Source organism: Ktedonosporobacter rubrisoli (assembly GCF_004208415.1).
Classification (GTDB): Bacteria; Chloroflexota; Ktedonobacteria; order Ktedonobacterales; family Ktedonobacteraceae; genus Ktedonosporobacter; species Ktedonosporobacter rubrisoli.
This window is the reverse complement of record NZ_CP035758.1, coordinates 2,989,187-3,011,090: the sequence shown is the minus strand read 5'-3', so window position 1 is coordinate 3,011,090 and position 21,904 is coordinate 2,989,187. Positions and strand designations below refer to the sequence as shown.

Below are 21,904 nucleotides of genomic sequence, written 5' to 3'. Positions count from 1 at the left end.
CCCGGAAGCAGGTAAGATTATGAGTTCAAGGAGGAACTATCATGCAAGATTCTTTGATGCAGAACTTAGCTTTGATTGATGCTGTCCCGGTGCGAACAGGCAGTGCGCTCACTAATGATGATTTTGATTTAGATATCAAAATTACCACCTCTCCCTCTGCGGAAGGCAAGCAACAGCAGCCTCAATTTATATTCACGCCTCTGACATGCTTACATAGCTGTTACGGCAGCGCCTGTAGCTGTTAGTCAATAGGGCGCTTGCTTCCTTTGCAAGCATTTTAGTTGTATCGGCAAAAACGCAAAGTTTTGCCGATACGCAACCCCTCAAATACCCTCATACTCAGATACGCAATCATATGAACCTCTAAACATGCGCCACACAAACTATTTTGGAAAAGAGCTAGAATGTTGAGCTTACTCGGGTTTCGGAGAGTCTCCCCTGGTCGGAACTGTGGAAATCTGAATCGATGCAATCAGCTAATAATCCGGTGAGGCTGCCACGGAGCAGGGAAAGAAGTGATATACTAGTGAGAGCGTTTATTTCAGGAGGGCAACTAACGACAGGAGTCCAGGCGGTGCCTGGGAAAATGAGCGCTTGCTCCTCAATGACTCAGTAGAGAAAATGAACTGCCCAGACGTGCCGAGAACGAGAAATAGGTGAATAGTACACAGGTCCTGGAAGCCACGGTAGAACAGCGACCGCAACGCTCTGCTGAAAGCATGGGGATCTCCAGACCTGCTTCGTCCCGGGCGTGTGCTTTCAGAGATCAGCAGAGACGAAGTGAGTCAGCATATAAAAAATCTCTAGAAGCTATTTCATGCAATAGCAAAAGAAGGAACAGATATGAATCCCAGTGAAATTCAGGCTGCTATTCATACATTTTTGACACAGCAGCCTTCTTATCTCGAACGGCTTGCCAGTATTCCCTCTGTTGCGTTTCCCGGTTATCCCAGCGAACCAGTGCTGGAGGCAGCCAGGCTCACCAGGGATTTGCTCGCCACCGTTGGGCTGCAGGATGTTCGACTGCTCGACCTTCCCGGCGGATATCCGGCCGTTTACGGTCACATCCCCGCCCCTGCAGGTGCGCCAACCATCCTACTCTATGCTCACTACGATGTACAGCCGGCCGGCGAAGGTTGGTCCAGTGATCCCTTTAAACCCACCCTGAAAAACGGGCGGCTCTATGGCCGTGGAGCGGCTGACGATAAGTCAGGGATCGTACTGCATCTTGCCGCCCTCCACGCTCTCCGAGATAAGTTACCGGTGGGCATTAAAGTCATTATCGAGGGAGAAGAGGAAACAGGTGCAGGCAGCCTGGAAGCATATGTGCCCCAACATCCAGAGCTCTTTCAGGCCGATGCGATCATCGTGGCGGATTCTGGCAACTGGAAACTGGGTGAACCTACACTTACTACCACGCTGCGAGGCGCCACGGCTCTTACCATAGAGGTCAGCACGCTTAAAGGGCAGGTGCATAGCGGCTTATTCGGTGGTCCTACTCCGGATGCCCTCATGGCCTTGATCCTTATGCTTGCCAAATTGCTTGACGAAAATGGTGATGTCGCGGTTCCCGGACTTAAAGCTAGCGAGTGGAGCGGTCACAAGGTAGATGAGGGCCAGCTTCGTTCCGATGCAGGCATTCTTGAGGGGGTAGAGCTCATCGGTACGGGTAGCATTTCCTCCCGCCTGTGGACAAAGCCCTCGATTAGCGTTATTGGCATTGATGCCAGTACGGTTAAGGATGCGCGCAACGCCCTCTACGATACGGCAAGAGCGAAAATTAGCTTGCGCGTCCCACCCGAGCAATCGCCTGAGGAGGCCCTGGAACTGCTCAAAAAGTATCTCCTCTCGATTGTTCCCTGGAAGGCTCACGTTGAGATCAAGGATGAAGGTCCTGGTGAAGGTTTTGCCGCACAAACTTCCGGGCCAGCATATAAGGCTGCCTCTCAGGCCTTACAGTCAGCCTTTGGCAAAGAAGTGACCTATATTGGTAGTGGTGGCTCTATTCCACTGATCAATGTCTTTGCCAACACGCTTCCACAGGCCGAGATTATTATCTGGGGCGCGGAGGAGCCGCAGACAAACATGCATGCCGCCGACGAAAGCGTTGACCTTAATGAGCTCGAAAACATGGCGCTTACTGAGGCCCTTTTCCTACTAGATTTTCCCCATAAGCTGGGCAAAAAATAATAGAGGAAACTCACCCATTTGAGGGTCTCGCTAGCGCCAAATACCCTTAAAGGATCGAGTACTATCGCAAGAGGTAGCGTAGTGATTAGCGTATCTTACCTATCTCTTGCTGAATATGTGGCACCATACAAATAAGCTATAATCAAGGACATAGTAACAAGGGCAAAGAACAGCTTCCCTCAAAGGAGTCGCTCATGAGCGTTAAGAGACTTACCGGGATACCTGGTTTCGCCATCGATACAGTTGCAGCGGCCGCAGAAAACGATCCCGAAATTCTGCGCTTAGAAAACCTCGATACCGATCTTTTGCCTCCTCCTACTGTCGAAAAGATAACCCGCGAAGCTATCGGGCGCGATGAGAACAACAGCTACCTCCCTTTCACAGGCAATTATGCCCTGTGTTCAGCCGTTGCTCACCACGTTTCTCAACAGACAGGACATACATATGATCCCAAAAACGAGGTCATTATTACTTGTGGGGGTACTGAAGGCCTATTTGATGCTCTATTAGCCACAACTGACCCCGGAGATGAGGTCATCGTCACCGATCCTACCTATGCTGGCATGATTAACCGCGTTCGTCTAGCTGGAGCCATACCTCGCTTCGTTCCCTTGCGCTGGAATGGGCATGAATGGCGGCTCGACTTGCAGGCTTTACGCGCAGCCGTCAGTCCACGAACCCGTGTGCTATTTATTATGAATCCCTCTATGCCCTCGGGAGCAGTTCTTAACAGGGAAGAATGGGAAGCCATCGCCGAAATTTGTCAATCTCAAGATGCCTGGCTGATCTATAATGCGGCGATGGAACGTATCCTCTTCGATAATCGTCAGTATCTCCATCCTGCCTCACTGGCAAAAATGGCCTCCAGAACAATTACAGTTGGTTCTGTCTCTAAAGAATATCGCATGATTGGCTGGCGCGTTGGCTGGGTTGTGGGTCCAGCAGAGATCATGAGCGATATAGCCCGCGTCCATATCTATAATGTGGTTACGCCTACAGGGATCGCACAGAGTGGTGCGCTAGCCGCGCTACAATCGCCAGTTGAGGACCTACTATCGAGTGTTGCAGAATGGCAGCGCCGCCGAGATACAGTTTGCGAGCAATTACAAGGAGTACCAGTCTATGCAGCTGCAGGCGGATGGTCTCTGCTCCTTGATGTAGGTTCTCTAGGATACGATTCATTCACTGCCTCCAGGTTGCTCCTTGAACAAGGTAAAATTGCGGCCACTCCTATGCGCGCCTGGGGCGAAAGCAATAGCGATCAGTTCGTACGCCTGGTATTCAGCAATGAACCGGTAGCACGGTTGGCTACCTTGAGAGACCGTATCGCCAGTACGTTCCCTACCATCAGCTAAAGTTCGAGCTGCAGATCTATTTTGCATGATAGCAAGGGCTTCTGCTCCCAAAGCAGAACAAAGACGAGGTAGACCTAAAGAACTTCAACAGGCTAAGAGCCCCGAAGTCACTTTGGGGCCTCTCGCTCGATGATCTACTTTAGAGAGCTGCAAGCTTCGCCAACTTCAGGGCATTCTTAGCGTAGCTTGCGCAGCGGCGAGAGCAAGATCCACACAAAGCCATGCGCCAGCCCTGCGCCGGCAATAAGCAGAGCCGGACGTAGCTCTAGAGATGAAAGAGAGAGCTCTTCTAAATATAGAAGAGCTTTTCGACTTGTTTGTCCTATTCTCTCCTGCCAGGCTCACGACCACCCTGTCGATCCTAGCGATTCCGCTCGCTGCGCACAAAGAGCATAGTTCCGCCGATGAGAAAAATGAGAAACAGGACAGCAATTACCACCAGGTTGATGAGCGGATGGAACAGCACCACCTCGTGATACTGCGGAGTCCCGGCATAGACGATGCCTCGGATCAGATCTACGGTATAGAGCATTGGCGTAATTTTCGAGATGACATCCAGGTACCAGGGTAAATTATTCACCGGCATAAAAACACCAGCCAGGAAAAATTGGGGAAAGATGATAAATGGCATGATCTGGTTTGCTGCACGCTGAGTATTAAAGACCGAGACGACCAGCACTCCAAATGCCCCTCCGAACAGACAAACGACAAGCGAAGCCAGGATGAGCAACAGAAGAGCCGATAGGGACAACGAGACCCCAAAGAGCAAGACACTCATGAGCAAGAGTATAATCCCTTGTCCAAAGGCCACCAGCGCTTCTCCAAAGATCTTTCCAAAGACAATAGCGTAACGTGAAATGGGCGCTATAAACAACTCCTGGGTAAAATCGTTCTCCCGATCCTCTATCATAGATGTAAGGCCCATCATGGTTGTCTGGAACAGCGTCATCGCCAGCATCCCAACGATGCTAAAGGTCACCAGATTAAATTTGACAGCATGGCCAAAGCCGCTTTGTAAGGTCTCTACCAAGCCTACAACAAGGACAATCGGGAAAATTATCGCAAAAGCCAGACGTATAGGATCGCGCACAAAGCGCATGACATCGCGCCCGGCAATCGTAAGAATCGCATTCCAGGTGATATTCATCCGGCCTTTCTCCTGTGTATGAGGGAAGGCTTGCGAGAGGCTCATAGCTTTCTCCTTTTATTTTTTCGCGCTAATCCTGCTTAATAATCTGTATATAAACATCCTCTAATGTCGGGGCCTGAGTCTGTATCAAGCTCAATGGTGTGGCAAGCGATTTTAGCAAGTGATGGATGTCCTGCTTGTCTATCGTGATAGAGAAACCGGCTCCTTCCTCGAAAGGCAAGCCTTTCTGCTGTAATTCTGCGCGCAATTGCTCACGATCTTGCGCATCGATAAGTAGTGTAGGTTGGAGCAGAGCTGCTTTGATTTGCTGCGGCGTGCCTGTACTCACGATTCGGCCATGATTGAGAATACAAATGCCATCGGCCCCTTCTGCCTCTTCCAGGTAGTGCGTGGTAAGAAAGATGGTTGTGCCGCTTTCTGCTCGTACCTGGCGTAGATAGTCCCATAGACTACGCCGGCTCTCCGGGTCAAGTCCTGTCGTTGGCTCATCCAAGAAGAGGACAGCCGGGCGGTGAAGCAAGCTGCGCACAATTTCCAGTTTGCGTTTCATACCTCCCGAAAAAGTCTTCACTGGCTTAAAGAGGCTCTCCTCAATTCCTAGCAATTCCGCCAGAGCATGAACCTGGGCCCGATAAGCAGAAGGCATCAGGCGATAAAGCGGCCTGTAGGGATAGAGCCCATAAAGCGTTGCATGCAAGCGTACATTCTCTTCAGCCGTGAGGTTGAGATCCAGGCTGGGCTTCTGGAATACGATGCCAAGTTGGCGCCGCACAAGATCCGCCTGAGTCATCAGGTCGTAGCCCGCGATGCTAACGGTTCCTGAAGTGGGGGCAAGGGTGGTCGTGAGCATTGAGATGGCTGTAGTCTTGCCGGCTCCGTTCGGACCAAGCAGAGCATAGAACGCGCCCGCTGGTACGGTAAAAGAAATACCATCGACGGCGTTCTTCTCGGCTTTTTTGTAGCGCTTAACCAGATTCTCGACAGCAATAATGGGTACATCAGGTTGCGCCTTGGTGCCGGGCAAGGTGCGTGCTGCTTGAGAAAGCATCTATTTTCTCCAATTCGTGTCGGCCCACCGTATAGGCAAGCCGCTGTTTTCTTTTCTCTATGTTAGCGTTCGATGATAGGCAAGATCAGATGAGATGGATATTCGCTTGTGTGATAGATGCGATTAAGGGCAGGCCTGAGATCTTCTGCGCGCTCGGCTGGGATGTTTCCTCCTGTATTGCTATTGCGCTCAAAGCGCGGGAAGTTGCTGCTGGAGACCTCCAGGCGCAGGCAATGCCCCTCTTTGAAAAGATTAGAAGTAGCGCCTAAATGAATATACAGCTCATAGACTTGAGATGGTTCCATTAGCTTTGCTTCTGCGAAGGAATCGCGATAGCGAGCACGCAGTATGCCATCAGTGAGCAGCTCAGCCCGCCCATCGGGATGGATGTCAACGAGCTTGCCGGTAAAATCGGTATCGGGGACCGACGAGGATACATAGAGGACAAGTTCAATTGGTCCGGTTACTTCTAGAGGTTGCGCAAGCGGCGCACTCGTATAACAAAGCACATCCTCGCGCCGCTCAACTTCACGTTGATCAAATGGCCCCATAGTGTCTATTTCGTCTTCACTGGCGGCATCCCTCACTGTCAGAACAGGGTTATGTGGGTCGTAACAATAGACATCCTCTGCTTCCTCAGTGGGCTGCTCAGTTGAAAGCAGGCCGTTGCCTGAGAGCGTATTGGCATGTCCAGTACTGTGCAGGTAAAACTGACGATACTGCGTATCGGGCAAAGGCCAGCTCTCCTCCTCGCGCCAGACATCAGCTCCCATGACAAAGATGCGTACAGGCTTCTCTTGCTCAAGGCCATTCTCTATTCCTTTGAGCCAGTGATCGTACCAACGCAGGTGCAAATCGGTTAGCATGTCTTTGGCAAAAGAGGCCGAGCCATAGTTTCGGGACCCGAAGCCGCGCCAAAAGTTGCCATGGGACCAGGGTCCAATCACCAGATGCTGTTGTGCGCGCGCCAGGGCACTGCCTCCCCGCTGCTTCATGCCCTGGTAATAGTCAAGATCTTTTGTCAGGAAGGGATCATACCAGCCAGAGATTGTCAGAGCCGGCACGGTAACATCCTCAAGAAACTTCGTAGAGACCAGATTCTGCCAGTAGGGATCATGTGCGGGATGTGCCAGCCACTCAAAGTAGTATGGCGCTCGCTCCAATAAGCGTGGTTGGTCTAGCAGTGGAAGACGTTGGAAAGGTGCAAGAAGATCCTTATTGGCCTGCTCTATCCCTTTCGTCTCTGCCTGTTCCTGCCTGACTGCCAACTCTCCTTCATCATTCCAGGCCCAGCCAAGGCTGACGTTCATTGCCCATTCAAGGGTAAGCCCTAGCAAGAATGCGCCCCCTTGATAAGGGTTGAGATGCCAGCCGGGAGACTGCGAAGGCACAATTGCCTGCAAGGCTGCCGACTGGGCACGTGCCGCTTGCCACTGGGTCAGCCCCTGATAGGAGACACCAAACATTCCTACTTTGCCGTTAGACCATGCTTGCCTGGCGGCCCACTCAATCGTATCCGTGCCATCTTCGCGCTCACGTACAAACGGCTCAAACGTCCCTTCAGAAGCAAACCTTCCGCGCGTATCCTGCGCAACGATGACATAGCCAGCCTCCACTACACGCTCTGCGTCAAGGTTAAGTTCCAGAAAAAGCCGCTTGTCTTCTAAACCGGGAACAGGAAAGCGCATATCCTTGTTATATGGCACGCGCGTCAACAGGACTGGCCATTGTCCATCACCTGCGGGTCGATAGATATCGGTGGCCAGCCTGACACCATCGCGCATAGGAACCATGATATTTTCTTCAATCACTATACTCATAATTTAAGGCTCATCCTTTCCCTGGGACGGGAGGCTTGTTTATCTACCAAATTTAGCTGTGCCATCAGTTTAGAAGAGGAATGGATGAATGCGCATCATCTAGCGTGGTGATCTTCTGGATGATTTATATGGTTCGCAAGCATGAGGATAGACGATCATAGCCTGGGAGGCGTTGCTCATTCAAGGAATTCAAGGCTCAGGCGGGAATTACACAAGTCGAAGGTGGCGCGCTATCTCGCCAGTGGCTTTTCGATCATGTACATCAAGTTTGCGATAAATGCTCTGAACCTGAGTGCGGATCGTATTTACGGAAACGACAAGCTCGCGTGCAATCTCAGCATTCGAATAGCCCGCCACGAGAAGGCGCAGCACACGCTGCTCCTGGGCAGAAAGCGGCTCGTTAAGCGCTGGAGTCACAATAGTTTTCTGGCCAGCTTGTGTTTGGGCAAAGGTTTGCAGCAAGCGCCGTAGATAGTCCCGTAATGGCCGTTTCTCCAATTGGGGCAAAAGCTGGCTCATGAGCGAGTATAGGGCTGGCCCCTCATCCAGGAAGATTCTCTGCATACCTTGTGGGTAGGCTTGCTCCAATGCCGCAATCAAAAATTGGTAAGCTTGAGGTAGCTGTGAGCATGCGGCATAGACCTGGGCCAATAAAAGCTTGGTCTGAAGGGTATGGCGCCCTCGTCCATTTTTCTTTGCATTCGGTAGCACATAGTTAAGAATGGCTAGGGCATCCGCAAACTCTCCTCGTGCCAGAGACATACGCGCCATCAGGAGGGCTCTCTGTTCCTGCAAAACAGGCACGCTCAGCGGTCCAACCTGCACAGGAGCTACCTCAGGTGGTCTGACCTGATCAAGAGCATCTGGGTCTTCTGGCGCCTGCAGATATTCTCTATCAGGAAGATGTAATACGCTCTTGTGAAGACGAACCAGCTCGTTCAGCCAACATTGCGCCGTGTCAAGATCCCCACGTAAAAGAGAAAGCTGGACAAGCCAGCAAAGCGCTTCGTGAGAGAAGAGAAAAGCTTCTTCAGGGAATGAACGTAGGCGCGAAACAATATTCCCCACAAGCTCAACAGCTTGCTGCGTCTCTCCTCTGATCTGCGCTATGCGCGCCAGTACAGACTCCGACAATATCTCGATGATCTCATCGGGAAAATCACCCACCTGACCTTCCGGCCTCCCGGCCTGCGCGAGCTGCTGCAAGACCTCCAGATCATTCCATTCATAATAAATTTGCGCCTGGCAGATCTGCAACATGAAGGAAACATCGCTCGAACTCGCAATTGCCTCAAGTTTACGGCAATACCTTAACGCTAAATGCATCTCTCCTTGCTCAAAACAAAGTATGCTTAGAAGAAAAAGCACTCCTACTTGTCGCGTATATGGATTGCCGCCGGTTTTCCATAGCCTGTACACCTCTTCAATAACAAATCGAGCCTCATTGAGATGGCCCCGCAAGAAAGCATTGATCCCCACGATGCTCAAGGTCAAACCACGCCACAGAGCTGCGTCCTCTGGCAACCAGGATAGGGCTTGCTGAGCATACTCGATGGCTAAGTCATATTTTCCTCGATGGAAGGTATAAAAAGCACGTAAGGCAAAAACTTCACCAAGCCGAGGAAAGTTAGCGCTAGCCCGCCAACTCTCCTCAGCCCTTTGTAATAATTCCTCATTTTGTTTATATATTTTTTGATCCTGAGGCTCTTCCTCCTGGGTGAAGAGCAGGGCCCCTGCATAGTTTAAGCACAGCAAGGGAGATTGCTTGAGCCACTTATCCGGTATCTGTTCCAGCCAGCGGCGCAGCGTATGATACTCAGGGGTTTCGTAAAAATGCTCTCTGCTCACAAACTGCTCAATTAAGGCAGCTGCACGCTCGCCGCCTTCTGCCATCTTAAGAGCCGTCTCAATCGCCTCCGCCAGCATACCTTGTTGCTCAAACCAAGTGCTAGCCATATACAGAAGAGCCTGAAACTCTCTCTCCCCCAGCCGGCGGCGCGCTTCGTGCTGCATAGCCTGGGCAAAGAGTGCATGATAGCGATACCACTCGCCAACATCATCGAGCGCGTCTAAAAAGAGATTGGCACGCTCGATCTGGCGCAAAAGTTCCGCGCTCTCCTGCATACCAGAAACGGCGGCACAAAGCGCGGGGCTCAAGCGTGCAAGCACACTGGTACGTAGCAAAAATTCCTGCAAGCGCTCGGTTTGAGCCTCCAGCACCTCGGTAACAAAATAGTCAAGCACAGGTCGGTGGGTGCCGCTAAAGCTTGCCAGCAATTGCTCGATCTGAGCCTGAGTGGTCTTGCGTTGTAGCGAAAGAAGGAGCAAGCGCAATCCAGCTGCCCAGCCCTCAAGATGAGTATTGAGTCGTTGTAAGGTCTCTACAGATAAGGCAAACTCTTGTAAGAATGTAGTCGTCTCTTCAAATGAGAAACGCAAATCGCTGGCAGAGATTTCATGAAGGTCTCCGTTAGCCCGCAAGCGTACCAACGAAAGCGGGGGCTCATAGCGCGTAATTAAAACTATATGCAGGGTTTCTGGCATATGAGCAAGCAAGAAGTTCAGCGTCTCGTGTATCCTGGCTTCAGCAATGAGATGATAATCTTCCAGGACCAATAAACCTGAGATATTTTGTTGACTGAGCTCATTGAGAAAGCTCGTGAGAACATTTTCGAGCCCTAACGATTTCCTGGCAGATTGGGCAATGGATGGCTGAATAGAGCAGGAGAGCAAGTCAAGGAGATGCTGATCTTGTCTGTTATACCAGCCCTGGCAGGCAGTGAGCACATAGCGCCAGAAACGCAGCGGGTCATTGTCGCTAGCATCCAGCGAGACCCAGGCCACGGAAGGCAACAGATTGCACTCACTTCGTGAGGCGATCCATTGGCGCACGAGAATTGTTTTGCCAAATCCGGCCGGCGCACAAAGCACAGTCAGCTTACCTTCCAGGGCAGCATCAAGCCGTTGCATGAGTCTTTCGCGCACAATTAGTGAGCTATGCAAGTGGGGCAGCCGCAGCTTGGGCATAAGCAAAAGGGAACCTGAAGACGACTCCTGAGGTTCGTAAACTGCTTCTTGTGCCTCTTTTTGAGCACGCGCAAAAGCTGCGGCAATTTCGGTGGCGATCTCTTCAAGGCGTGCCAGGGTCAGATCTGCGGTACGTCCAACATAGCGTTTGATTGTTCGTCTATTCTGACAACGAAATGCATACCAATATTCTTCCTTACGCGCCCGCGCCTCTTTGCGTAAAGTTAGATGGCCTTGTTGGCCCTGAAAAGCAAAGGCAGAGCGCACGGCCAGCCAGCTAAACCATTGTTCCTGCTCGCCAGTGATAGGCTGCAGATCTAAGCTTCCCTGGCTGCGCTGCACATAGATGTTTTGTTTGGCGGACCAGATAACGGCATCGCTGATGACTTTAGGCATACATCTCTCTTTGCTTAATTACCCAATCTTGTATATAGATGAATATAACAGGTGTTGTTTCATCCGGCAAGCCCCAGGGCTTACTTTAAAAAGATGGGTAAAAAGGCACCAGCAAGAATAAGCAACTAGGCCAACGTCAAAACTACCTTGCCGCGTACATGGCCCGTTTCCACCAATTCATGGGCCTCGCGGGCCTGGGCTAGAGGAAATGCACGCTCAAGGTGGACCGCAAGCTGTTTTTCATCAACCATGTGAGCAAGCACTGCCAGCCTCTGTGCATCGGGACGCCCGATGACCATATGTGCTGAAATGCCTCGCGAAGGTAAAAACTCTGGCGCTTCAGTGATAAAAGCCATTCGCCCCCCAGCACGTAGCGCGCTCAGATTACTGATTACGCCCTCGCCTCCACGGCAATCAAGGACAGCATCCACACCAAGTGGATGGGCCGTATGCACAGCTTCTACAACATCGCTTAAAGCATAGTCAATCACCTCATGCGCGCCAAGTTCACGTAAGTACGCGTGATTGCGCGCGCTGGCACTGGCAATCACATGAGCCCCTAAACTAGCAGCTATCTGTACGGCAAAAGTGCCTGTCCCTCCAGCTGCGGCCGTAATGAGCACAGTTTCACCCGCCTGCAGCTTCAAATCTTCGGTGATAGCTTGATGAGCTGTTATTCCGCTAACTGGAATGGCCGCAGCATGGGCGGCATCAAGAGTCCGTGGCCTACGCGCCACAAGTTTTGCGGGAACCGCAATATACTCTGCGTAATGGCCAACCTCACGGACATAACAGTAGACAGCATCCCCCACGGCGAAATCTCGCACATCGGCTCCCACTTGTTCGATAATACCTGCCGATTCCCAGCCCAGGATAAAGGGGAATTGGCGCTCCCCTACCAGGCTTTCGCGGACTTTAATATCCCAGGGACCTATCCCTGCGGCCTCGACCCGAATCAAAACTTCATCAGGGCCAGGCTCAGGCCGCGGCACTTCCTGCAAAACTAACTGCTCTGGACCACCAAATGCGTTAATTACGATAGCTTGCATATATCGTTCCTGGCTCATACTGCTCTTCTCCTTTGAGATACCCACTAAGCTAAGCTTTGTTCTATTTCTGACGCGTAAAGACATAGCGGATCGCAAGATACTCTTTGTCTGCAGGCCGCGTAAAGTACATCGATTCACTCATGTGATTCTCATCCTGCCAGCTAAAGACGTAACGAATCTTGATCACCTGCCCCTCCAGCTTGGGACCTGACCCACCTTCTGTAAAGTGCCCATAGAGCGTTATCATATTACCTGAATCAAGCGCGACGCTCTGATAACGCATAAACCCTGTATCGAAATGATCCATGGTCACGAATTCGTAGCGTTCATCAAGGTTATTATACGTGAGATAGCCGAGTCGATAATACGGAGCTCCTGCTAGCTTCCCGGTCATTTCTTCTTGTACATAGCAGCCATCGACAACCCATTGCCAGCGAGTTGTGATATCGTTGGAAACGACGGGGGTTGAGGTTGGGGTTTGCCTTATCGTCAGCTCTGTCTGCCAGGTTCCCATTAGAGGTTGGAGCCTTGTAAGGGGTGGGCCAGGCTTGGCCAATCGTAAAGATGCTGAGGGCTGGCCGCTTCCCTGGGATGGGCTCGTCTGCGCAATGGCACTGTTGAGGGCTGGAGATACAGAAGCGTCAATACCGACCGGCTCTCCACATGCAGCAAATGTTAAGCTGAGCACAAACAAAAATGCTATGCAAAGGACATGTCGCTGCGCTCGCTTAATAAAATACATAATCTAGCTTCCTCTCTTTCACATAAGTGGAATAGTTTGCGGCGAGACAGAAGAATGGGTTCTCGCTTGCCCAACAAGCAGCATAAGATCTCAACCAGGGGCTTGTCTATGGGCCATTCGACGTACGCTGATTAGACAGGCTGGTTGATTTAGCAATAGCGCCAGGTACGATTGAAACGGCAAAGCCAACTCGACGCTTAGCCACGGCAGATGGAAAGAGAGGGGAAGAATCAGAAGTTTGCTAGATTTCCCTCCAGGATGTAGCACACGAGAAAATAAGCTCATGGCAACATTCGTCAGCATGCGGCACGCTTTGGCCTGAAGGGAGTTCTCAGTTTTGCCAGGACAGCCTTTGCAGTCTGGAGAAACGCGCTCAGGTAAGCAGACCATATTGACGGGAGATGGTCACTACTTGCGTTCGGCTACGCGCTTCCAACTTCTGTGAGATATTATAGAGGTGGCGCTTAACGGTGCCTGGACTTAGATATAATTGGCGAGCGATCTGCTGATTTGACCAGCCCTCGGCCACCAGGCGAACAACCTCCATTTCTCGCACTGTCAGTGACGGCTGAGCGGGCCGCCGGGGGGAAGATGCCTGCTTCTTGGTGAGACGTGCGGCCAGATCCTGGCAGCGGGCAAGGGCTGGAAGTGCCCCTAGCTCACTACAGATAACTTCTGCCTCCTGCAAGTCAGTCTTGGCTTGCTCTATCTGCAGCTCAGCCAGTTCCAATTCGGCACGTTCAATGAGTGTCAGGGCCCGTTCATAGGGCATTGCACAAGCCTGAGCCAGCCCCCAGGCTTGCTCCAGGTGTTGATGAGCAGGAGACAAGTTCTGCTCCTCCCGCAAAAGCATAGCCAGGAAGCGCTGAGCCGCCAGCTGGTTGAGGGGCTGACGCACTTCACTGGCCAGCTGCAAGGACTTCTGAGCGCAGTCATAAGCTCTGTCTCGCTCTTGGTGTAACTGATAATAATTCGCCCAGAGTAGCTGACCTTCAGCTCGTCCTGCGACAGAACCTGCCCAGCCCAGCCAGCGATCATAAGCCTCCAGCCAGAGACGAGCCCGCTCCGGCTGATTCTCTCTATTCAAGAGCTGAATTGTCAGTCGCTGCATAGCCTGGACCTCAAAAAAGTGATGTTGGCCCGGCTTACTGGCGTGACCTTGTGGTAGGACCATATGAACGAGCGACCATGTACGCTGATAGTCCCCCTGTAGAAAAGTAAGCAGACCAAATATGCCAGTCACAATGCCTTTGCCAAAGACTGCCGCAGAGGTATAGCTCAGCAAAAACTCAGCTAACTGGTAGGCTTCCTTCCAGCGTCCCTCACTATACCAGAGAGCAAGATCCGCAGAAATTCCATGCTCTCCAGCAAAGAAGCCGTTAGGTTGGTGTAGGCGCCGGCGCGCCAGAGCAGCCAGTTCTACCCGCCGCTCCACGCGGTCCGCTAGATAGGGGAGTGTGAGCCAGACAAGCTCATGTTGTGCATTCTGTCCTTCATTGATAGAAAAGCCAAGTGCTTTATAGATCCTGCTAGATTGGCTATAGGCATAGGTGGCCTCCTCAACGCGGCCAAGAGCGCTGTACGTTAGCGCCTGAGCAGCAAATAGCATTGCAAAACCCAGACTTCGCAGTGATTCCGGAATATCGCAATATTCGACGGCGGGAAGATCACGCACTAGAGGCTCAACCAGGCTTATTACCTCCTGATAGTATCCATAGTGGGCAAACAGATACATAACCAGCCCCAAAAGATCAAAGGCAGCGCAGCGGGCCGGAGGAATGGACAAGACAGCGGCGTTATCGGCCTGCTCTTCCGGGCTTAAGGCCTGCCAGCATGCGAAGACTGCTCGCGCATCCGCCATAGAGGCCGACCCTTCATTTAGGATATAGTGCAACAGCGCACGGCAGGCCAACGCATGCATAACCAGTTCCTTGGCTTCGCTCTCTCTAGCCAGCTTTAGCCCCTCATTGACAAGCTTCAGGCAAGACTCAGGATAAGCCCAACGGCGCATCCAGCAAATAGAGATCAGGAGCCTGGCCCGCTCGCGTGTGCCTAGCTGTGAGGCATAAGCCTCATGTAATAGCTGCTCATAGAGATCGGCGGCGGTAAGTGCAGCCCCAAGCTTGATGGCATGCTCAGCGACCTTTCGCAGCCAGGGAACGGCGCGCGGGTCGCGGGCCTCATGCAAATGGGCAGCAATAGCTTCTTCTGGAGGAGGCGATTGCGCAAGCAGGTACTCGGCAATTCTTTGATGCCAGTTCCTCCGCCGCGGAGGCGAGAGGGTATCGAGTACAACTTGCCACATCAAAGGATGGTGAAACTGCACAGCCCGGCCCTCGGGCAAAAGATCAAGAAGATAACGGGCCTGGCCTTGTTCAGATACCTGCCATAATGTCTCCATAGAGACTTCACCAACTTCCTGCCATAGCTCCAGGGGAACCATCTGCCCAATTACAGCAGCTAATTGGAGCAGGTGCTGTTCTTGAGGAGAGAAGCGAGATACCCGTTCAGCAATGAGCTGCTGTAGCAACGGCGGTACCTTTGCTTCCGGCAAGCCGCGCAACTTCCAACGTCCCTCCTCCTGTTGGAGTTGCCCACGCTTTTCCATCATGTGCAACAGTTCTTCGAGAAAGAGCGCGTTGCCAGCTGCATACTCTTGTAGATAGTTAAGCAAGATGCGCAGCTCAGAGGATGGTAGATCGTAACGCGCTCGCAGCCAGCTAGCAACCTCATCCCGTACAAAGGGCTGTACCGGCACACGTTTGGCCCGCGCCTCACGTGCGAGGAGCGCAAGGAGGCGGGCTACCTGCGGCAGCCGGGTGATAGCTTCTGTGCGATAAGTGAGCAACAGTACGACGGGAAGGCTGGCAATTGATTGAGCTAACAAATGCAGCAGATCCAGACTTGCTACATCTGCTTCATGAATATCTTCTAACAAGATCACTAGCGGCCCGTTTGTTGTCACCTCACGTAGCCAGGCCTCTAGTTGCTGTAGATGCGTGAAGAGTGTGGTTGCAGTGTCTGACTCCTGCAGCGAGAGCAGAAAAGATAGCTGAGAGGTAGGGCTGCCTGAGCCTGCAAACGCTGAGCGCCAGAGGCCATAAGGCACGTTAGCCAGCAGCTCTGAGCTGCGCCCAAGCAGATTTGGAACTTGCTCCCTGCGCGCCTCCTGTAACATCAATCTAGCCAGCACGGTTTTGCCAACACCCAACTCACCTGATAATAACAGTAAGCTACCCGCGCCGAGTGTTGCTTCTTTCAGGCAATCCCGGAATAGCGCCAACTCCTGTGTCCGTGCAATGATAGTATAGGGAAGAGGAATAGAGTTATGAAGCTGCATTGGGGTTTTCCTAAATATCCATATTGAGATGCTTCAGACAGCTAATTTAATAGCTTTAAGTATAGCGCTTCCTCCTCCTAAAATCAATCAAGGGAGCTAGCCTGATTGGAGCTTTGTAGCCAGCCCCTTTTTCATGTCCGTTTTACGAACAATTCTGTCTCTTCTCTTCATTGTGGAAAGCTGCGCTCAACTGTAGACTCTGTATATGTTAGGATGAAGCAGCAAGGGGAGCATATCCTACTGCTGCGAGCTTGCCAAAGGAGGATCGCAATGCTCTCACCGGAACAGATGAACTTCTATCAGGAAAATGGGTATCTTCTCGTCAAGCAACTTTTCACAAAAGAAGAGATGGCGACCTATCGTCAGGAATGTCATGATCTGATCCAACGCCTCTCCGCTCACCAGGATATTGACGCAACCTGGAAAAGCGCCCGTACCACAGTGGCAGCCGCTAAGGAAACCAGGCTCTTACATTGTCACGATGTACAATTCTATGCAGCAGCTTTCAGCCGCCTTCTTGTCGATGAGCGCCTGACGGGAGTTGCCGCCGACATCATTGGTCCCAATGTGCAGCTACACCATACCAAGATGTTTATCAAGCCGCCTGAAAAAGGTTCGCCATTTCCTATGCATCAGGACCACCCCTTCTTTCCGCATAAAAATCATAGCATGATCGCGGCTATCATCCATTTCGATAATGCGCCAGTGGAAAAGGGTTGCGTGCGCGTCGTACCAGGCAGCCACAAGCTTGGACCGCTGGAACACATTCCTGATGGCAGCTGGCACCTGCCGAGCGAACAATATCATATAGAGGATGCAGTGCCATGCCCGGCCCAGGCCGGCGATGTGCTCTTCTTCAGCTACCTCACCATCCATGGCTCGGGCTTGAACGTGAGTGAAGAGGCCCGCACGACGCTCCTGGTCCAGATGCGCGATCCTGCCGATCCACCTACCCTTGATACTCACAAGTCGCGTGGCCAGGGCATGATCCTGTACGGCATCGATCCGCTGAATCACGCGTAGTACACTCTATTAAGGAAGTATTTCGATGAATGAACAGCCCCTGGTCCCGCAACAACGTTTTACCGATCTCAATCACCTGGCGCTCTCGCTCCACATAGGTAGCTTTCAGAGCGAGATCCTGAGCTGGGGATTTTTTGAGGCAGGCTGGTGGCGCAATTACCTGCATACCCACTCATTTTTTGAGGTCTGTTACGCCTTTGCCGGCAGGGGGCTGTTCCGTATTAACGAGCAGGAATATACTGTAAGACAAGGCCAGATCTTTGTAGCCAGACCAGGAGAAGTACATGAAATCATCTCGTCGGAAGAAGAGCCTCTCGGGATCTATTTCTGGGCCTACACACTCACTCAGCGCGCCAGCTGCCCTGCACAGGTTCACGGGACCGATAGCCTGCTTAGCACGTTTCTCATGGCTTCCCAACCGGTAAGCAAGCAACCTTCAAATATACAGAGAACCCTCGAACTGCTCACCGAAGAAATCGCCAGGAAAGAAGCTGGCTATTTACAGGCCATCGATGGCCTGCTCATCAAGCTGCTACTGGATACGGCGCGTGCGGTAGTAGACCTGCCATCACTGCCAGAACAGGAAGAATTTGCCGCGCGCAATCCAGAACAGGCTATCGTGCATATCATCGTACAATATCTACGCGACAATGCCCATCGTGCCATCGCGATTCGTGATCTGGCAGCCCAGGTACACCTAAGCGAGCGCCATACCAGCCGCCTCTTTCAGAAAGTCATGGGCCTTTCCATCATGGAGTACCTCACCCATCTGCGCCTGGAAACTGCCGGACAGCTTCTGCTAGATCGTCATCTGCCGATTAAAGAAGTTGCGCAAGCTACAGGCTACCCCAATGTGCGCCATTTCACGACTCTCTTCCGGCAAAAGACCGGCCTGACCCCCGCTCAATTTCGCAAAAAAGGGGGCACCAGCTTCTTGCAGACGGAAGCAGAGAGAGCTTCCATCAGTTAAGCTTCCCGCACTGACGAGCTCTCTCAACAAGACTACTCATTGGCTATGCTAATTTTCCCCTCAGCGCTCAGTTTCCAGGCCATCACTCTCGCGCCACGCACCATCTTTAGCGGTACGCAGGGTAGCTATACTATAAGGAGCAAGCGTAAACTGCTGAAATGCGGGCTTGAGCGTGAGCGTATCAGTCAAGCCACCAACTTCAAGCAAACGTAAGATCAGACCCTGGCGATCTTCGGCAGCCTTCAAACAGGTGATCAAGCTAGAATTTGCTTGAGCGGCTAGCAGGCTTGCGCGCTGAGGTCCCTTGCCTCCACGTGCCACATGCGGGATGACAGTTGGCGCCTGGGTTAAACCATCGGCCAGGCGATAGCTGCGCAGCGCATCTACCTCTCTACCGGCCTGCAAACGTAGAGTAAACTCCTGTATACCCTGATCGGTATACGCATACTCGTTTCCTGGCTGCAAAGCATAGGGATTATGATGCGCAAAAACAGGTGAGCGCAAGGCGGTAATATAGAGCGTATTCTCCAGGGCCGCATATGAATACTTCGCATCATTAGCCAGAGCAAAGCCATAGCCATCGCTTCCGCTAGCCAGAACCCAGCGCTGCCCCGGATACTCCTGCCCGTTAGCGGGACGTTCCAGCGAGCCATACGGTACTTCATAGCGAAAGTTTGCTGCGGGCAGGGATAAGGGATAGCAGAGACGCAAAAGCTGATTCTTGCCACGCCAATCGAGATGCACACGAATCTCCAGAGGAAGGGCAGGATCATCATAGACATAGTAGGTACTGGTAATTATGGCTGCTGAGGCTCTAGCGCGCACTCGCATGCTTGCCCGCACAGGTCCCTTTTCTTCCAACGCGACTTGCTCGCAGACAAACGACTCGCCCTCGTAACCGAAACGATCAAGGCCATGGCTCCAGGTATCCGAAGGATCGGCAACTACAAGCGGACAATGCGCCCTACCGGCGAAGATTTCGCGCCCCTCCAACTTATCGCGCAGGCTAGCAATACTGCCTGTTTGCGGGTCGATCTCAAGCCGCCATCTGCTGCTCTCAAGCGTATGCGCACTTGTCTTAAGCGTAGAGCTTACGGCAGCCGGTTGGCCTGAGGCAAAACTATAGGCCCGATAGCCAAAGGACGGCACGCGCGCGGTAAAAAGGATACGGCGAATGCGCGAAGCGGCGGCCTGACTTTCGGCAGGAAGCGTCTGATAGGGAAACTCGCTCCCGCTTTCATCGCACAAACGACATTGCTCAACTCTATCGCGCAGCCAGGGCTCGTACTCAACAGGCAGTTCTTGCTCTGTGCCAGTTAGATTAAAGACAAGAAAGTTGGCAGCAGTCGGATCAGCGCCAGGAGTAATCGTCGCCGCAAGCTTGCGCAGGGCTGTATTACGAATCTCTTCAGCATCCTGAATGATGCCACCCAGAGCCTCTATGGCATCGCGCGTCGCGCTCTCAATGCAGGTGCCTCCCAGCGTATCGTGAAACTGGTTGAAGAGTAGCTTCTTCCAAAGCTCGCTCACTTTCTCGTATGGATAGGGCGCCTCGGCAGCCAGAGAGGCAAGCACGCTCCCGGCTTCTGCCTGCACAAGCCCGGCCTCGGCCCGTCTATTGAGAGCTTTCAAGGCCGAAACGGCTGCATAACAGCCGATCGCGTGGTATTGAATTTCACCGTCCACGCGTGGGCGCGGCACCTCTGTAACAGCCGCAAAATAACGCCGGGGATCGCTAAAACCTAGCGCGTGGCCTTCCTCCTGCTTGTCCCGGATCACGGCAAGCGTGGCGCGCGTGGGTCCGCCTCCATGATTGCCCACACCATAGAAGCACATAAATGGATAGCCGGCTTTCTGGGCCATTGCGGAAATATCCTTGATACGCTCGCTAATTGACTCGGATACGTTATAGCCAAAGGGCACGCGGAAAGCAGTCACCTGCGAGCCGTCAGGGGAGGTCCAGGCAAAGAGCGAGGATGGCAGCGTTTTTTCATGCGGCTCAGGACGCAGAAAGACGTAACTATCAAATCCGGTATGTCGGAGCAACATAGGTAAGGTTCCGGCATGGCCGAAAGAGTCTACATTATAGCCCACAGTCACATCTATGCCGAACTTCTCACGAAAATACCTCTTGCCATACAGAGCCTGACGGATAAAGGCCTCGCCGGCAGGAAGGTTGCAATCAGCTTGCAACCACCAACCGTTGACAATGATCCAGCGTTTCTTAGCAACATACTCCTGAATGCGCGCAAAAAGTGCCGGCTCTAGCTCCTCGATCCAGCGATAGATCACCGCCTCACCGCGCGTAAATATAAATCCCGGCTCCTCCTCCAGGCGATCAATGGCCGACCAGCAGGTACTGATAGCTTCAGCGCATCCCTCCGGCCAGCGCCACAACCACACTGGATCTATATGTGCATTGCCAATCATGTGTAGCTGCAATGCTTCAGGAACAGTCAAGCGCGTCAAAGTTGTTGATCCTCCTTCATTTAAGGAAAACGGAAATACAAAAAGCATGCAAAGCAGCGCTTAGTTGATTTTTATTTATGCTGTATCTTTGATCCGCATGATTGACGGATAATGAGATCGGTAGGAAGTAGAATAGTTTTGGGTGCTGTGACTTTCTCTTGAATTGTATCTATCAGAAGTTGTGCGGCTGCCTCCCCAATCTGGTGAATATTCTGGGCCACAGTTGTCAATGGGGGATCGAGTCGCGAGACCAGGGGAATATCATCAAAACCTACAAGAGCTATATCATCAGGAACTTTGAGCCCGATCGTATGCAAGACATGTAAGAACTCAATCGCCTGGTCGTCGTTGCAAGCAAAAACTGCTGCCGGCTTTTCTGCCTGCTGCAAATATTTGCGTACAGGCTCCTCACGAATCTGCGCTCTCATCACAAGCTCTTCCTCAAAAGCTATTCCATAGTCTTTCAGAGCGGCCTTATATCCTTCGAAACGGGCTAGCGTGCTTGTAACAATCTCAGGTCTGTTCAAAAGAAAACCGATACGCCGATATCCTAAATGCAAGAGATGCTCTGTCATAATGTAGGCGCCGTGCAGATGATCCGAGGAAACTACATGCGTCTCTATTGCTGGATAGTAGCGATCGATCAGCACCAGAGGCACGGCACGCCGCTTGAGCGTATTGATAGTTTCGTCGTGCAAAAACGAGCCCGAATAGAGTATAATACCCGCAACTCCAGAATCGGCAAGTTGTAACAAGCGCTGGCTCTGCTGACTAAGGCTGCCATGAGAGCTCGCCAGCAGCATGCGATAACCTCGCTCATAAAAAGCATGCTCTAGATGCGAAAGTATGGTAGAAATAAACAGGCTATTCGTACTAGAGACCAGCACACCCACAAGAGAAGTCTCGCTGGCCAGCTCGGGCCTAGCAGCTCGGTTTTGCTCTAATGCTGGAGCAAACTGCCTGGCGACAAAGGTTCCGCGCCCGCTGATACGTGTGAAGACGCCACTCTGCACCAGGTCCTTCATGGCCCGGCGTAACGTCACCCGGCTAATGCCAAGCTCCGCAGCCAGAATAACCTCGGGAGGCAGCATCTGATGAACGCTCCAGCGTCCAGAAGTCACCTGGGCAAGCAGCCACTGGCGCACTTGTTCATAAAGAGGACGATCCTCTTCCCAGCTGACCTTCTCTGTCATACATCCATCCCTGGTTACATACCTAGCATCTGCGTATGGATGCGGTCCCATATGCAGATTGACTTTGCCAATAACTTGTATATCAAACAGACAAGAATGTATGCCAGATAAGCTTATTCCCATACATCTCAG

Annotated in this window: 14 protein-coding genes; 5 read left to right on the top strand and 9 right to left on the bottom strand. The window is 52.1% G+C overall.

Annotation, left to right across the window (positions count from 1 at the left end):
* The first annotated feature begins 41 nt into the window (after positions 1-41).
* The 3 genes from EPA93_RS13600 to EPA93_RS13590 all read left to right on the top strand — a co-directional run bounded on the left by EPA93_RS13600 (position 42) and on the right by EPA93_RS13590 (position 3,545).
* On the top strand, positions 42-245 hold the full coding sequence (locus EPA93_RS13600; protein ID WP_129888046.1) for a hypothetical protein: 204 nt from the start codon (positions 42-44) through the stop codon (positions 243-245).
* A gap of 598 nt (positions 246-843) precedes the next feature.
* Positions 844-2,190: a dipeptidase gene (locus tag EPA93_RS13595; protein ID WP_129888045.1), complete on the top strand. Its 1,347-nt coding sequence runs from the start codon at positions 844-846 to the stop codon at positions 2,188-2,190.
* Between the two features lie 194 nt (positions 2,191-2,384).
* Positions 2,385-3,545 (top strand): pyridoxal phosphate-dependent aminotransferase, encoded by a 1,161-nt coding sequence (locus tag EPA93_RS13590; RefSeq protein ID WP_129888044.1) that lies wholly within the window; start codon positions 2,385-2,387, stop codon positions 3,543-3,545.
* Between the two features lie 361 nt (positions 3,546-3,906).
* Here the strand turns inward: EPA93_RS13590 and EPA93_RS13585 are convergent, their stop codons facing one another.
* From EPA93_RS13585 to EPA93_RS13555, 7 genes are all read right to left on the bottom strand, one after another.
* The gene (locus tag EPA93_RS13585; RefSeq protein WP_129888043.1) at positions 3,907-4,737 is read right to left on the bottom strand and encodes an ABC transporter permease; all 831 of its coding nucleotides are present in this window, start codon (positions 4,735-4,737) and stop codon (positions 3,907-3,909) included.
* Between the two features lie 25 nt (positions 4,738-4,762).
* Complete coding sequence (locus EPA93_RS13580; RefSeq protein ID WP_129888042.1) at positions 4,763-5,743, bottom strand: ABC transporter ATP-binding protein; 981 nt, start codon at positions 5,741-5,743, stop codon at positions 4,763-4,765.
* Between the two features lie 62 nt (positions 5,744-5,805).
* Entirely contained in the window at positions 5,806-7,563 is a 1,758-nt protein-coding gene (locus tag EPA93_RS13575) for a CocE/NonD family hydrolase (RefSeq protein WP_129888041.1), read from the bottom strand.
* A 207-nt stretch (positions 7,564-7,770) separates the two neighbouring features.
* Positions 7,771-10,986: a winged helix-turn-helix domain-containing protein gene (locus EPA93_RS13570; RefSeq protein ID WP_129888040.1), complete on the bottom strand. Its 3,216-nt coding sequence runs from the start codon at positions 10,984-10,986 to the stop codon at positions 7,771-7,773.
* Positions 10,987-11,111: 125 nt separating this feature from the next.
* Complete coding sequence (locus EPA93_RS13565; RefSeq protein ID WP_242527397.1) at positions 11,112-12,053, bottom strand: NADP-dependent oxidoreductase; 942 nt, start codon at positions 12,051-12,053, stop codon at positions 11,112-11,114.
* A 43-nt stretch (positions 12,054-12,096) separates the two neighbouring features.
* Complete coding sequence (locus EPA93_RS13560) at positions 12,097-12,777, bottom strand: DUF1579 family protein (RefSeq protein WP_129888039.1); 681 nt, start codon at positions 12,775-12,777, stop codon at positions 12,097-12,099.
* A 373-nt stretch (positions 12,778-13,150) separates the two neighbouring features.
* Positions 13,151-16,117 carry a helix-turn-helix transcriptional regulator gene (locus EPA93_RS13555; protein ID WP_129888038.1) on the bottom strand — a complete coding sequence of 989 codons (2,967 nt, stop codon included), beginning with the start codon at positions 16,115-16,117 and terminating at the stop codon, positions 13,151-13,153.
* A 270-nt stretch (positions 16,118-16,387) separates the two neighbouring features.
* Here EPA93_RS13555 and EPA93_RS13550 point away from each other — a divergent pair, with 270 nt between their 5' ends.
* Positions 16,388-17,140 carry a phytanoyl-CoA dioxygenase family protein gene (locus EPA93_RS13550; RefSeq protein ID WP_129888037.1) on the top strand — a complete coding sequence of 251 codons (753 nt, stop codon included), beginning with the start codon at positions 16,388-16,390 and terminating at the stop codon, positions 17,138-17,140.
* 25 nt (positions 17,141-17,165) lie between these two features.
* Positions 17,166-18,110, top strand: a complete 945-nt coding sequence (locus EPA93_RS13545) for an AraC family transcriptional regulator (RefSeq protein ID WP_129888036.1) — start codon at positions 17,166-17,168, stop codon at positions 18,108-18,110.
* Between the two features lie 60 nt (positions 18,111-18,170).
* On the opposite strand, the gene EPA93_RS13540 is transcribed toward EPA93_RS13545, so the two are convergent.
* Both EPA93_RS13540 and EPA93_RS13535 read right to left on the bottom strand, forming a co-directional pair.
* Positions 18,171-20,579 carry an alpha-mannosidase gene (locus EPA93_RS13540; RefSeq protein ID WP_165423078.1) on the bottom strand — a complete coding sequence of 803 codons (2,409 nt, stop codon included), beginning with the start codon at positions 20,577-20,579 and terminating at the stop codon, positions 18,171-18,173.
* 71 nt (positions 20,580-20,650) lie between these two features.
* Positions 20,651-21,772, bottom strand: a complete 1,122-nt coding sequence (locus EPA93_RS13535) for a GntR family transcriptional regulator (RefSeq protein ID WP_165423077.1) — start codon at positions 21,770-21,772, stop codon at positions 20,651-20,653.
* Between the last annotated feature and the right edge of the window lie 132 nt (positions 21,773-21,904).

Excerpts from the sequence above, each read along its gene's own strand:
- EPA93_RS13590 (WP_129888044.1), top strand. The coding sequence starts at position 2,385 with ATGAGCGTTAAGAGACTTACCGGGATACCTGGTTTCGCCATCGATACA.
- EPA93_RS13535 (WP_165423077.1), bottom strand. The coding sequence starts at position 21,772 with ATGACAGAGAAGGTCAGCTGGGAAGAGGATCGTCCTCTTTATGAACAA.
- EPA93_RS13570 (WP_129888040.1), bottom strand. The coding sequence starts at position 10,986 with ATGCCTAAAGTCATCAGCGATGCCGTTATCTGGTCCGCCAAACAAAAC.
- EPA93_RS13580 (WP_129888042.1), bottom strand. The coding sequence starts at position 5,743 with ATGCTTTCTCAAGCAGCACGCACCTTGCCCGGCACCAAGGCGCAACCT.
- EPA93_RS13600 (WP_129888046.1), top strand. The coding sequence starts at position 42 with ATGCAAGATTCTTTGATGCAGAACTTAGCTTTGATTGATGCTGTCCCG.
- EPA93_RS13545 (WP_129888036.1), top strand. The coding sequence starts at position 17,166 with ATGAATGAACAGCCCCTGGTCCCGCAACAACGTTTTACCGATCTCAAT.
- EPA93_RS13565 (WP_242527397.1), bottom strand. The coding sequence starts at position 12,053 with ATGAGCCAGGAACGATATATGCAAGCTATCGTAATTAACGCATTTGGT.
- EPA93_RS13550 (WP_129888037.1), top strand. The coding sequence starts at position 16,388 with ATGCTCTCACCGGAACAGATGAACTTCTATCAGGAAAATGGGTATCTT.
- EPA93_RS13555 (WP_129888038.1), bottom strand. The coding sequence starts at position 16,117 with ATGCAGCTTCATAACTCTATTCCTCTTCCCTATACTATCATTGCACGG.
- EPA93_RS13575 (WP_129888041.1), bottom strand. The coding sequence starts at position 7,563 with ATGAGTATAGTGATTGAAGAAAATATCATGGTTCCTATGCGCGATGGT.
- EPA93_RS13595 (WP_129888045.1), top strand. The coding sequence starts at position 844 with ATGAATCCCAGTGAAATTCAGGCTGCTATTCATACATTTTTGACACAG.
- EPA93_RS13585 (WP_129888043.1), bottom strand. The coding sequence starts at position 4,737 with ATGAGCCTCTCGCAAGCCTTCCCTCATACACAGGAGAAAGGCCGGATG.
- EPA93_RS13560 (WP_129888039.1), bottom strand. The coding sequence starts at position 12,777 with ATGTATTTTATTAAGCGAGCGCAGCGACATGTCCTTTGCATAGCATTT.